This is a genomic window from Lewinella cohaerens DSM 23179, assembly GCF_000379805.1.
GTDB lineage: Bacteria > Bacteroidota > Bacteroidia > Chitinophagales > Saprospiraceae > Lewinella > Lewinella cohaerens.
Genome location: NZ_KB903549.1, coordinates 60,473 through 74,669, shown reverse-complemented (window position 1 = coordinate 74,669; position 14,197 = coordinate 60,473). Strand labels below are relative to the sequence as shown.

The window sequence follows — 14,197 nt, the reverse complement described above, 5'->3', positions numbered from 1 at the left end:
CTCAACCAATAAAGGTAGTATCTTTTGGGTGCTAATACACGATCAATCTTTACCATTGCTGAAGACCTTTGCTGTTTCGAATATTAACGAGGTAAGCTCCTTTTTTTGCATACATCCAACCTATTCCCGTTCACCTTGTTACCAAACCGTATCTTTGCATTTTCAAATTAATACAGGCTATTCTTAGTGGGGAATTTAGAAGACTTACTCCAACGGTACCGAAACGATGATCGTTTAAAGCAACTGCTCACTGCACTAGGTGGTGGTTCGGAAGGCGATCAGCCACGCATACAACTTACAGGTCTGCGAGGTAGCCTGAGTAGCTTCGTGATCAGTGCCGCGTATAAAGAGGCCAATCAGCATCATTTGATCGTTGCTAACGACAAAGAAGAGGCGGCCTATTTGCAAAATACGGTAGCTGGCCTGTTGGAGCCCAAGCCCGTCCGGTTTTTCCCTGATTCCTTTAAGCGTCCACTTTACTTTGATGTATTAGAGACCAATCACGTTCTCCAACGTACCGAGACGGTCAATAACCTCTCGCAATCCAAGGCAAAAGGCGAAATCGTTGTCACTTATCCAGAGGCGCTTTTTGAAAAAGTCGTTGCACCGGAGGTGCTCAATGCCAACCGGATTAATATCGTCGTTGGCGAATTGGTGGATGTAAATACGATGATAGAGCTGTTGACGGAATACGGCTTCAGTCGTGAAGATTTTGTCTACGAGCCTGGGCAGTTTAGCATTCGTGGAGGCATCATCGATATTTTCTCTTATGGCAATGACTACCCCTACCGGGTAGAGCTTTTTGATGAAGAAGTAGAGACTATTCGTACCTTCAATCCGCTGGATCAGTTGTCGGTACGCACAATCAAGCAAGTCTCGATTGTGCCAAACATCAATACCAAATTTAATCAGGATCAGAAGGTTCCTTTGTTTCAAGTGTTACCACCAAATACGGTTATCTGGATTGCGGATTTACAGTTGTTGCTGGATAGGCTGCAAGCTTGTTTTGAAAAAGCAGAAGAGTTTTCAAAATCCATTACGATTCTTGATGAAGGCGATTTAGCCGAAATCTTCCGAGACCGAGCCTTCATCCGTCCAGGTGAAGTAGCAGCTGATGTAGCTGATCATCCGATCATTTTATTTACGGATCATACTCAGCCGATTCCCGTTCAGCAAAAAATACATTTTGATGCACGTCCGCAACCCAGTTTTAATAAGAATTTTGATCTGCTGATCAAAGACCTACACAGTAATACGGGTGAGCGCCGCGAAAATTTCCTGTTTACTGATAACCCTAAACAGATAGAACGGTTTTATGCGATTTTCGATGACCTGAATGCGCATGTGCAGTTTCATCCAATCGTTAAGGCCATTCATGAAGGATTTGTGGATATAGATTTAGGGGTAGCTTGTTATACTGATCATCAGATTTTTGAACGCTTCCATCGTTATAAATTAAAAAGAGGATTTACCAAAGACCAGGCGCTGAACCTCAAAATGCTGCGGGAGCTGGAGCCGGGAGATTTTGTCGTTCATATTGATCACGGTATTGGGCGTTTCAGCGGCTTAGAGAAGCTGGATGTAAATGGAAAGAGCCAGGAGTCGGTACGTATTGTTTACAAAAACAACGACCTACTCTATGTAGGGATTAACTCCCTGCATAAGCTTTCCCGCCATTCGGGCAAAGACAGTGCGCCACCTCGTCTCAATAAGCTGGGGTCTGATGCCTGGAAAACCCTCAAGGCACGCACCAAGAAGAAAGTTAAAGACATTGCAGCATCGTTGATTAAGCTTTACGCAAAACGTAAGGCCAGTCCCGGGTTTGCATTCCCGCAAGATGGCTATCTGCAGAATGAACTGGAGGCCAGCTTCATGTACGAAGATACGCCCGACCAGTTTACGGCCACACAGGATGTGAAGGAGGATATGATGAAAGCCTACCCGATGGATCGCCTGATCTGTGGCGATGTAGGTTTCGGTAAAACCGAAATTGCGGTAAGGGCAGCGTTTAAAGCCGTGGTTGGTGGCAAACAAGTAGCCATTTTGGTTCCAACGACCATCCTTGCTTTGCAGCATTACCGAACTTTCAAGGAGCGATTAGAAGAATTTGGCGCGAAGGTTGATTACGTCAACCGTTTCCGAACGACTGGCGAACGCAACAAGGTTTTTAAGGCTACCGAAGCTGGTGAAGTCGATGTATTGATCGGCACGCACGCTTTACTCAACAAGAAACTCAAGTTCAAAGACCTTGGCTTGTTGGTTATTGACGAAGAACAAAAATTTGGCGTTGCTGCTAAAGAAAAACTTCGCAGCATCAAGGTGAATGTAGATACGCTGACCTTGACGGCAACGCCTATTCCACGAACTCTTCAGTTTAGCTTGCTCTCTGCCCGCGATTTGTCGATTATCAGAACGGCTCCGCCAAACCGTCGCCCTATCCACACGGAAGTGAGGGTTTTTAAAGAGGAAATGATAAAAGATGCGATCTACTACGAAGTACAACGTGGTGGGCAGGTCTTTTTTGTTCACAATAGGGTCAAAAGCCTGGCCGATATGGGGGCTTTGGTACGCCGGCTGTGCCCTGATGTAGATATAGCGGTAGCCCACGGGCAAATGGAACCCAAGGAATTGGAACGGGTACTGATCGACTTTATCGACCGTCGCCACGAGGTGCTTATTTGTACAAATATCATCGAAACAGGACTGGATATTCCGAATGCAAATACCATGATCATCAACAATGCTCATCAGTTTGGGTTGAGTGATTTGCACCAGCTGCGCGGCCGGGTAGGGCGTTCTAACCAGAAGGCTTTCTGTTACTTGATGGGCCCGCCTATGAGCGTACTCACGCCGGAAGCACGCCGCCGGTTACGGACATTGGAAGAATTCAACGAGCTAGGTAGCGGATTTAATATCGCCATGCGCGACCTTGATATTCGTGGCGCGGGTAACCTGCTTGGTGGTGAGCAAAGTGGTTTTATCTCAGATATCGGCTACGAAACTTACCAGCGCGTGCTGGACGATGCCGTACGAGAATTGAAAGAAAAAGAATTCCAAGATATCTTCCGGGAAGAATTGGAGAAAAAGAACGACTTCGTCCGCGATGTTCAAATCGATACTGATGTGGAAATGTTGATTCCGGATGCTTACATCACTAACATCCAGGAGCGACTAAATCTTTACACCAGATTGGATGCTATTGAGACGGAGGAGGAGTTGGGCAAGTTTGCGACATCACTGCGAGATCGTTTTGGCCCTATCCCATCACAGGTAGATGAATTGTTCGATGGCCTACGCCTGCGATGGGAGTGTAAGAAACTCGGTTTTGAGCGTATTATTCTCAAAGGCGGTAAGCTCCGCGCCTACTTTGTAGAAGACCCTCAAAGTATCTATTTTGAAACCAAGCGTTTCAATAACATACTGCAACTGATCACGACCGAAGGCAAACTACGAGGCCTCAACCTCAAGCAAGCTGCTCGTTACCTTATAATGAGCAAACAGAACGTAAACACCCTGAGCGAAGCCAAGGGGGTCTTGCAAGGTATTCTGAAAAAAGTGGAAGCGATCGAAGCGGAAGATTAGTATTAGGCGGCGACCTGTGTCGGGTAAATTCATGAATTTACCTTATCCTGCCCGCTTCTTATAATTCCTTATAATCCCTAATATGGTTCAAAAAAGAATCCCACTTTGGTGCCTTAAGTGGTTCAAAAAAAAACTATTGATCCAGTCTTTTTCTTACCTCTTCCCGCTCTTCCGGCGAATTGGCATTTAGTAAAATGTGAGGATTTGGAGCATCCAATAATTTAATATCAGAGTTGATGAGCACCTTGCGTGGGCAACTGTAGCCTTGGGTGAGGAACTGCAATAAAACCGGGTAAGCACGCGGCTCCCATATTGTGACTAGGGGGTCGGGCCAGCCCGTTTCTGGATTGTGGAACGCAGTCGCTAACTTAGATGGATCACGATGCTGGAGTAAGAATTTCAAGGCCTCTTCGTCGAGTAAAGGGAGGTCGCAAGCCACTACCAGCCATGCCGCTTCTGGCTGTTCGCGAAAAGCGGAAAGTATAGCGCCATAAGGCCCAAGGCCCGTGAAAGTATCCCAAATAACGGCTGTTTCTTCCGGCGCCTCTTGTCCTTCCCGCAAAGAATAATAAACCGCTTGGCAAATACCGCTGAGTTGTTGCGAAAGATGTTCACGCTGAGGAAGTTGATGGTAAATAATTTTGCCTTTATCAATACCCATACGCTGGCTTTTACCACCTGCCAGGACGAGCCCGTTGAGCGGTGCACGTGCCGCGGTCAGTTGAGCACGGAGCCACTGGAGGATGCCATTGATGTCGCCAAGGGGCATCATGAATGGGCGGTTTTCGCCGAGGTGTTCCAATAGGAAATCGTAAGGTTTTTCCTGGCTGGGAGTGGTCAGGATAAGCGCCACGTCTGTCAGGCGATCCAGCTTACGACTAAGGCTTTCTTCCTTCTTTGGGTCGAGGATGACGATCTGCTTTTTAGCTGAAAAGTGGTTGCCATTGACGAGCACCCCATCTACTGCATTGAAAAGCGGACGACGGTGGAAGGTATTCAAATCATTCGCCAGATCATAGCGGTGATAGTTGATCTTGTCGGTGTAGACCAGCGTACTGCCACTTACGGGCATGGTTTCTGCTTGGTCGCCCGCGGCGTGATCGGCATCTACGTAAGCGAGGCGATAATGCACCTGTAAAGCCTCAATGAGTTTAGCGCTTAATTGCTGGATTGTGCCGCAGGGAGCACCAATAAAGCCCCATTCGTTGCGGTGAAATTCGCCGTAAGTGGGGCGGGTAAGCTTGGCGTGTTTTTGGTGAGGTTTGGGCATAATCTAAGCAGATTGATAATCAGACTTCCCCCCCGTCTTCTCCAACAAGCGGGTAGATTTTATCACAATATCGTGGCTGAAAGCTTTGCACATATCGTAGATGGTGAGGGCGGCTACACTGGCGCCGGTGAGGGCTTCCATCTCTACGCCGGTTTTGCCGGAAAGGCGAGCTGTACAGGTAATAACGACTTCCCTCGCCTCATTAATATTAATATCAACGCCCACTTTTTCCAAAGCCAAAGGATGGCAGAGTGGAATCAGTTCACTTGTCCTTTTAGCGCCCATGATCCCAGCCAATATAGCCGTCTGAAAAACAGGACCTTTCTTCGTTTGAATATCCTTGTTGTCGAGCTTGTTCATAATTTCGTCTCCGAGAACGACGATGGCTTGTGCTACGGCTGTACGGCGCGTAACGTTTTTGTTGCCAACATCGACCATGGATGGATTACCGGCAGCATCAAGATGTGTGAAGGAAGACATGTTTTGGAAAGAATTAAAGCCAGGGGAATAATTTACTGATAACAACTATACCAAGTAAAGGGTGCTCAAACTGATCGTTTAAGGTAAAGGTTTTGCATTGTTGATAGGCATCATTCGCTGGCATTGTATAATGGTGTAAGGTTTGTTTTGACAAATCCACCAGCCAAAATTCTTTGATACCAAACCGGGCATAGAGAGGAGCCTTAACCTCTTGGTCTTTTTGGAGAGAGGAGTCTGCAACTTCAATCAGGAATTCAATATCGTCAGGGCCGGGAAGGTGACTGGCATAGAAATCTGCACGCCGCTTAACGACCGCAATATCTGGTTCTGGTTCAGAATGATCATCCATTTTTATAGGGTCCTGTACCCTGATAATGAAATCGGATCGTAGTTGTTGGCCCAACCAATCATTCAAAAAACTAACACAAGCAGCATGGAATTTTCCTACGGGACTCATTTGTACAATTTGACCGTGAAGTAATTCGACGTGAGCGTCTTCTTCTATAATTCCTGCTGTTACCATTTGCTGAAACTCTGAAACCGTCCATTTGTAAAGGTCAGTCAGAGCGACGGTTGTTTGTTTCATTAGCAATGTCTTTATTCCTAAATATAACAATAAGTACGAAAATAAAGTTGGTTTACCCCCCAATCGTAGCCATGCTTTCTCGAGCATTGGGGTCATTGTTTTGGCGGCCTTCTGCTTCCCAGCCGTCTTTGGCCCGGTGTTGGAGTGCAGAGGTGAAGGCATCTGCCAATTGATCGTTGGTAGCACCCGCCCGCATGATATCGCGAATACTGAGCACTCCCTGGTCGTAAAGGCATGTTTTTAGCAAGCCTTTAGGTGTAACCCGGATGCGGTTGCAACTGCCGCAAAAAGTGCGAGAATAGGCGGCGATGATGCCTACTGTGCCCTGGTGGCCAGGAATACGATAATTGTAAGAGGTACTACCGGGAGGGTCAACTAGCTTTTCTAGATCGGGGTAAGCAGAACGAATATGCTCCGTTATCCGTCGATGATCCCAGGGCAGTTTTTTATAATGAGCGGTGTCGCCATTGAAAGGCATCTCTTCGATAAAGCGAACACTAACCGGGTATTCCTTGGTGAGCGCTACCATGGGCAAAATATCTTCAATATTCTGCTGGTCCATCACGACGGCATTCAGTTTGGTATCAATACGGTGTGCTACAAGTGCTTCGAAGGTACGCCAAACTTCCGGCAGGCTATCCCGCCGAGTAATCTCGTAAAAACGCTGCCGATCCAAGGTGTCAATACTAAGATTGACGGAATGAATACCGATTTGTTTGAGTTCGGGGACGTACTGTTCGGTAAGTGTACCGTTGGTGGTGAGGTTGATTTGCTTCAGGCCATCGATTTTACTGATGGTCCGTAAAAAAGGCATGAAATCTTTGCGCAAAAAGGGCTCACCACCCGTTAAACGTATTTTTTCAATCCCCAGAGGTACAAGTACTTGTACGATCCGAAGCATTTCTTCGTAAGAGAGGAGCTGTGTCCGGGCAACATAATTGATACCCTCCTCCGGCATGCAGTAAAAGCAGCGAAGGTTACAGCGATCAGTAACTGCTAAGCGCAGGTAGTTGATCTGCCGGCCATGGTTGTCAAATAGTTGCCCGGGCATAGATTAGGTTAGAATGGCAAATCATCATCCGCTGCTACGGTAGGTTCATCACCTGCGGCAGGGAAGAAGTTCTCTTCACCAGCTGATGCCGAAGGAGCGGTAGCTGCGGCAGGAGCTTCAATGCGCCAAGCATTAAGGTTGGTGAAGTATTTTTCGTTCCACTCTCGTCCACGAAGGTCGAAGTGTACTTTAATTTCCTGACCTTCTTCATAAGGATCAAGTAAAGCACAACGATCTTGCGTCAGTTGTAGTTTGATGTATTGAGGGTAGTTCCCACTTTCCATCAACACCACGAATTCCCGCGCCTGAAAGCTGTCCGTTTTGTTTTCAGTGGGGTATTTTTTGTGGAGTTTTCCGGTTAATTCATAAGACATATCAATAATAATATTTAGTTTCAATAGAGGAAGCCAAAGGCTTAAAAATGAGGTAGGGTATACCTTAATCTCCAAAGGTAAAAAAAGCGGATGAAAAGCTATTGCTTCCATCCGCTAAATAAGGATTTACTACTCGTCTTTTAAAAAGGAACGAAAATGTGCGTTGCCTGGCCCGGAAATAGATCCGGGCCATAGCAACACACTTAGCGAACCAATATAACTTCACCTTGCTGGACAATATCTACTACTTGTCCACACAAGTTTACTTTTGCTTTTAATTGCCAGATGTAAACACCCTGCGCTGCGCGCCGACCATTGTTGACACCATCCCATTCGTCATCACCTTGCTGAGCATCGAAAATCATGCTGCCCCAGCGATCAAAAACCTGGAAGTCGATATCATCAATCTGGACATCTTGGCCAGGATAGACCTTAAAGGTGTCGTTGGCTCCATCGTTATTAGGAGAGAATGCATTTGGGACATAGATAAGCGAGCCTTCTGGCGATTTTTCTGCTTCTACCGTCACAGGCAGGCTTACTGTTTCACAACCATTGCTTACCTCTAGATACAATGTTCCCGGAGTGCTTACTTGCCGTCCAAGGGTCGTAATGCCATCGCTCCACTGGAAAAGGAGGAAGCCATCGTCACCGCTTACGATTTCCGGCAGCAATTGAACTGCTGCACTATCACATGGCAATATCATGTCAGAGGCATCGACAACAAGACTTGGAGAAGCATCCACCGCGAAACTTTCAAGGTATTGGCAACCATTGGCGTCTTCGACGATAAGATCATAAGCGCCAGCTTCAAGGTCTGTAAATGCGGCTTGGGTCTGGAAGTCACCATCGTCAATTGCATAAACAAAAGGCGCCATACCTGTGTTCGGCACCACCGTGAGGGTACCCGTTGGTAGCCCCTGGCAACTTTCTTCTGTACTCAGGGCAAAGCTTGCTTCGGGAGAAGCCACTACCTGAAGCTGGACGATAGAATCACAACCTAAACTATTGGTGAAGGTGATCAACTCATCGGTGCCGATAGGGTATTCTACTCCAGCATAGCTATAGGTTTCACCGGTACAAACCTCTACACCGAGAATTTCGGAAGTGCTTGGTGATTCCAGTACCTGAAGCTGGACGATAGAATCACAACCTGCGCTATTTATAAAGGTGATCATCTCGTCGGTGCCGATGGGGTATTCTGCTCCAGCATAGCTGTAGGTTTCACCGGCACAAACCTCTACACCGAGAATTTCGGTACTACTTGGCAATGCTGTTACCGTAAAGGTAAATGTAGAGTCGCAACCCTGAGCAGAGGAAGTTTGAATGGTGTTGTTACTGCCAATGGCATAAGGCTGACCTTGGAACATATAATCCTCACCCGGACAAATACTGGCAACGAAAGAGGTGTCAAAATCGCAATCCTGTATTAACAACCAGTTAATAACAACCTCTTGGTCACAACCCATAAAGGTGGTGTCAATAGAAGCTATTTGCGGTATCCAGCTGGCAGGAACGGTCATTTCGTCAATCGAAAGGGTATAGTCATCTTCGGGAACATTCACAAAGCCATAAGTGCCATCAATTGGGGTGATAATGGCATCTTGTAGTCCCAGGTTACCGGATAGTTCAACTTCAATGTCGCCCGCTAAGCTATCTGCGGCATCGATCATCTCGTTGTTGTTCATATCATAGTAAACATTACCAAAGAAAGTACCAAAGCCAGGAAGGAGGTCAATATTTAAAGGATTGCTGGTTTGTACACAGCCATTGATATCCTCCATTTCCAGAGTATAGCTACCGCTTTGATCTACAATCAAATTCGGGATCGTTCCATCAGGAGCAGGAATCAATACACCATCTAGGTACCATTGGTAGCTGATAACGTCAGGGATTGTTGGCAAACAAAGGGTATCCGGCGCACAGCGCGTATGACAACCATTAGGCACCAAGCTAATGTCTGGTCCTTCTAGTACTTCGGTGACTTCGCTTTCATTGCGGCAACCGTAAATATTGACGGAAGTAACATAGTATTCACCTGCTTCATCTGTAGTGATACTTGGTCCGGTATCGCCACTGCTCCAGAAGTAGATAACATTGGCCTGAGGGTTGCTAACAGAAATGGTAGCGGTCGTGCCTGCGCACAATGCACTGTTGCCCGAATCCAAAACAGGAATATCTGGTGTTGGATGAACAATGATCACAAATCCTTCGGTTGCGCTACACCCGGTGCTGGTATCCGTAACATCCATGGTGATGAGGTATTCACCAGCGGCAAGTAGGTTGCCTCGGTCTTCGGTGTATTCCGTATCAACACCGGTATCTCCGTTTGACCATTGGTAAGTATAGCCGGCAGTCTCTTCTGTTTCCAAGAAGATATCTTCACCAAAACATACATACAAGGTATCGTAAGTAAAGGCCGTCGGTTGGTTGAAGTCATTATAAGTGACAGAACGAATCGGACTTTGAGGTGCTGGAATAATATCTACCAAAACAGGCTGAGGGCTGTAAGTACAGCCATCGTCATCGGTAAGTACTACACTATAAGCTGCCGCTTCGTCAACTGTAATCGCTTGCGTATCTTCGGTGGTAGACCAAAGCCATGAGGTAGCGCCGTTTCCTGGAGCGTTCAAGGTAAGTTCGTCCCCTTCACATAAGGTCGAAGTGCCCGGTGGGTCAATCTCTCCGCTCAAGGTGTTGGGTATGATCGCAATGGTACGATCAAAGGTGTTGACACAGCCATAAATGCTGGTTGCTTCCAGGCTTACCAAATAATTGCCGGGAGTGGCAAAAAGATGGTAAGAGTCAAATAAGGTGGAGGTGTTGGCATCCCCGCTGCTAGCTTCGCCAAAATTCCACATTACTTCGGAGACGGTGGCTTCTACATCAGCGTTGAATTCGATGGCTGTTAATGCACAACTCACATCAGGTTCCAAGAAGTTGGTGAAAGGTAAGGGATAGATACTGACCGTTTTGGTGATGGTCGTACTACAGCCCTGGTCAGTTGTAGCAGTTAAACTCACTTGGTAGTCACCACCACCGCTGAAGATGTGTATGGGATCCTTATCGGTAGAGGTATTATCTACGCCACTGGCAGGGTCGCCAAAGTCCCAACTCCAGCTAGTAATAGTCGCTAGATCCAGAAAAGTAGTAAGATCATAAAACTGAACTGGTGCCCCTGGGCAAACGCCATCGTACTCAAAGTCAGCGACCGCAAAAACAGTATCCGGAAGGATTTCCCGACACAATACCGAACCACCCATGCCATCGTCATAGAGTGCTCCCATTAGCACCCGATAGAAACCAGGCTTGGTGTACTGGTGGGTCACGTTGACACCTGAACCACTATTAGCAGCACCACTGTCTGGATCATCGAAGTTCCAGAAAACACTACCAGGAATACTCCCCGTGGCAATCGCCGTATAAGCGCGGTCGTCACAAGAGCCGTTGTCCATTGCCGTAAAGGTGTGGCCTGGGTTGTTGCAACCTGCTCCTCCTCCTGTACAGCGAATATCGGTACAGTTGTCTTCTACATTTATGGTGTTGGAAGAAAAGGCACATCCGTTTTCATCAATGATGTCTACGTGGTAGGCTCCAAAAGCAGTAGCGGTGTAGTTAGAGCCGGTTTCTCCGGCAAGGGCCGCCCCGTTTTGGTACCATTGGTAGGTATAACCATCCTCGGTATTTACCGCATATAAGCGACTCAAAGGAGGAACGTTACAGAAAAGCGTAAAGTCAGGCGTACTGATGCTAATATTAGATTCCGGGAATTCGTAAATCTGGAAGGTCGTACGTCCTACACAACCGATAGCATCGGTTACTTCTAGCCGGTAATAGCCTCCCGCTAGGTCTGGTGTTGGACTGGTAGATAGTTCCAAACCTTCCGCATCTTGCCAAGAGTAAGTGGCAAAAGCAGCAGTTGTACTTACCGGAGCGGTAACACCAGGACAAATGGAAGCCGGATGGTTAACTACCGGCTGAGGGGGCGCGTTTACGGTTACCACAAAGGTTTCCTGTTGTCCACAAATGTCGAGGGTTACGGTTGCTGGTCCGGCACTGTGCCAGAGGACTTCAATGTCTGCGGCGGTGGGGTCACCTGTAATGGTGCCGGCACTCGCGGGCTGAATAGCCCAATCGTAAAATACATCACCGGTTTGATCGCTGGTATAAGCAGCTAACTGGTCCATGCAGACCTGATTGTCGCCGCTGATGGCAAAACTACTTACGGCACCAATAGAGAGAGAGGTTGCCGCAGAAGCACAGAATAAAGGAGGAGAAAGGCGGATGACACTCAGTTCGTAGGGCCCTCCGGCATTCCAGATCACAGCAATAGAAGCTCCTTCTCTGTTAGTGGTTGTACCTGCGTTGTTGATCGTCCAGCGATAGCGTTCTCCGTCGATAGGGTTGGCTATACTATAGGTGTAGGCAATGCCTGCACAAATTTCTGTTTGTCCGTTGATGGTAGCAACTGCCGCTGGTTGAGGAATTACTTTCACGGCCATTTCTGCCAAAAGGGTACAGTAGTCAGCAGGGTTTTGGGGCGTAGCCACCAAGGTAAAATCACCAGCACCGAAATTCCAGTCGATAGGGAAAGAACTTCCCGAGCCAGGGCTCGTCCATACGGTGCTGCCATCGGAGGCAAGGACGCTGAAGTTGGCGGGGAAACCAACGTTGGTTTGGGTGTTTATAACAGCATAGTCTTCCGTGCTGTTTTCACAAACCTCTATTTCACCTGTAAGGTAAAATTCAGGACGTACAAACACATCCATCTGGGCACTGCCGCCACATTCGAGGTAACAGTTTGTATAGTCGACACTTACAGTTTGTGCACCAGCAGGAATTGGGCCGTCAGACCATTCGATGGTTACACTAGGGGTGCCTTGCCCGTCAATGATCGTTCCAAAAGAGGAAACGCTCCAGTTGAATTCCGTGCCTTCAAAAGGAGGAACAGTATATACGGTTTGATCGCCTCGACAAACTTGTGCTGGTCCTTCAATGGTAGTACTATTGGAAATAATGGGGACTTGCAGATAAGCGGCCTCTGTACAGTCACTGAGGTCGGGGCAGCCATCTGTTTCTAATGTAATTTCGCCAATAGGTCCAGCGCCCCACTGAATCGTGATAAAATCATCTGCTGGTCCGCCGCCGTCGAGAATACTACCATTGGCACTGATAGTCCAGTCGTAGCTGCTACAGCCAGTGTTGGCGGTATAAGTAACCGAAGTGCCTTCACAAATAGTGGCGACACAATCGACAAAAGGCGCGTCATTGCCTTCTACGATGACAGTAAGTCTGCTTGTATCTGCACATTCACACCCTGAGCTAGTGATAAGTTCGACTTCGAAGGTACCCGCAACGTTGTAGGTATGTTGTGGGTTGGGCAGTGAGGAGCCGCCACCATCGCCAAAGTCCCACAGGTAAGCATCGGCTTCTGTGGCCTCGCTGGTAAAGAACACCGTTTGGCCTTCACAAATCTCCAAAAGGCCATTGGGGCTTACAGGAGGTTGAGTGGTGAAGTCAGCAGGGGGTGGAGGGATAACATCGAAACAAACATCAACGCTGGAGTAAATATCACAACCGTTATCACTGATATACCAATAGGAGAAGGTTGCCCGACCGGGGCCTTCTTCATCCCAAAGAATAGAAATGGTATTGGCTGGCGGGGAGCCAATGATGACTGCACCGGTGTTGTTATCGAAGGGAACAATGTTGCCATTACCGTCTACGATTTCGATTTGGATCGGCGTACTTGAAAAACTCAGCGAAGAAGAGGTCGTACCTTCTACAACATAGCAAATTTCAGTAAGGACAGTGCCATCTGGTAAATCAACCCCTTCCCCCATAGAGTTATTCCATGAGACGGTTACATTACCAGGAAAAGGGATTTCTAGTGATTCAATCGAAAAGCCAGGAAGACTATTCGTGATATTTTGGAAGGAGAGGAAGTCAAGGATGCCTGCATTATAGTTGATACTGAATTGCATCCCCTGTATGTTGTCAAAATTATTGACCGTCAAAGGCACACAGACCGTCTGCCCTGGAGATGCATACACTTCGGCAAGGTTGAAATTACTATCGTCGGTATTTACAGTGGGAATGATTGTACCGTTGGTAACCGACCACTGCCCCTGATTAAGGTTTATCGAGGTGGTTTGTCCATTTGGGGTAGAGACAAAAATGTTGTCCATACTGACGGTAGAAGTCGAACCTACACATACTTCATAGCATTCATCCAAGCCACCAGGTAGGTTGATTGTAAAAGAATCCTGTTCGCAATCTGTAATATGCTGGCCGTAGGCTTCTCCAAAGAGGTCGAAGAAATCTTCTACGTAAAAGTTGGTTTGTCCAGTAGCGATGACGTCTGTTCCCCCCGGCCCACTTACAACGAGGTAGACCGTGTATACACCGGGAGGTAGTGGTATATTGATTGGTCCGTTACATAGATCGTAGGTAAACAAGCCAATCCCTTCCTGTTCACTCCAGAGGGTTCCATTATCCGGAGAGGTACCGTCGTAGATTGACCAATGGTAACTAAGGTTAGGGTCTTGAGGGAACTCTACAAACCATTGTCCACACTGGTCGGGACAAAGGAATTCATCACCGTATACGAATGCGGTTTCTTGTCCTTGCAGGCTACTTAAAGGCAGCGCTACAAAGAGTGTAAAGGTGGTTAGTATGGAAAGTAAATATCGGTGCATGGGATTCATAATGTTGAGGGGTTAGTGATTTTTGACAATAAAGTACCTAGCCTTGCTGGTGTGCAAAGGTAGCTTGTACTAATCCCAAAACGTGTTGATTAAGCAGGAAATATGGGAGCTGTTGTTGCTCCGGTTACAGCACTAAGACCCAATGAGTCT

At 47.2% G+C, this 14,197-nt stretch carries 7 protein-coding genes; 1 reads left to right on the top strand and 6 read right to left on the bottom strand.

Annotation, left to right across the window (positions count from 1 at the left end; all coding sequences use genetic code 11):
* The first annotated feature begins 186 nt into the window (after positions 1–186).
* Positions 187–3,582, top strand: a complete 3,396-nt coding sequence (gene mfd, locus A3EU_RS0116395; protein ID WP_020537276.1) for a transcription-repair coupling factor — start codon at positions 187–189, stop codon at positions 3,580–3,582.
* 133 nt (positions 3,583–3,715) lie between these two features.
* Here mfd and A3EU_RS33950 read toward each other — a convergent pair whose 3' ends face one another.
* The 6 genes from A3EU_RS33950 to A3EU_RS0116365 form a co-directional block, all read right to left on the bottom strand.
* Positions 3,716–4,852, bottom strand: coding sequence for an NTP transferase domain-containing protein (locus tag A3EU_RS33950; protein WP_020537275.1), 1,137 nt, complete (start codon positions 4,850–4,852; stop codon positions 3,716–3,718).
* 3 nt (positions 4,853–4,855) lie between these two features.
* Positions 4,856–5,332, bottom strand: coding sequence for a cyclic pyranopterin monophosphate synthase MoaC (gene moaC / locus A3EU_RS0116385; protein WP_020537274.1), 477 nt, complete (start codon positions 5,330–5,332; stop codon positions 4,856–4,858).
* 13 nt (positions 5,333–5,345) lie between these two features.
* On the bottom strand, positions 5,346–5,918 hold the full coding sequence (locus A3EU_RS30790) for a Uma2 family endonuclease (RefSeq protein WP_020537273.1): 573 nt from the start codon (positions 5,916–5,918) through the stop codon (positions 5,346–5,348).
* Positions 5,919–5,970: 52 nt separating this feature from the next.
* On the bottom strand, positions 5,971–6,969 hold the full coding sequence (gene moaA / locus A3EU_RS0116375) for a GTP 3',8-cyclase MoaA (RefSeq protein ID WP_020537272.1): 999 nt from the start codon (positions 6,967–6,969) through the stop codon (positions 5,971–5,973).
* Positions 6,970–6,977: 8 nt separating this feature from the next.
* On the bottom strand, positions 6,978–7,343 hold the full coding sequence (locus A3EU_RS0116370) for a DUF3127 domain-containing protein (RefSeq protein WP_026211430.1): 366 nt from the start codon (positions 7,341–7,343) through the stop codon (positions 6,978–6,980).
* 203 nt (positions 7,344–7,546) lie between these two features.
* Positions 7,547–14,047, bottom strand: coding sequence for a T9SS C-terminal target domain-containing protein (locus A3EU_RS0116365; protein ID WP_020537270.1), 6,501 nt, complete (start codon positions 14,045–14,047; stop codon positions 7,547–7,549).
* Positions 14,048–14,197 lie beyond the last annotated feature (150 nt).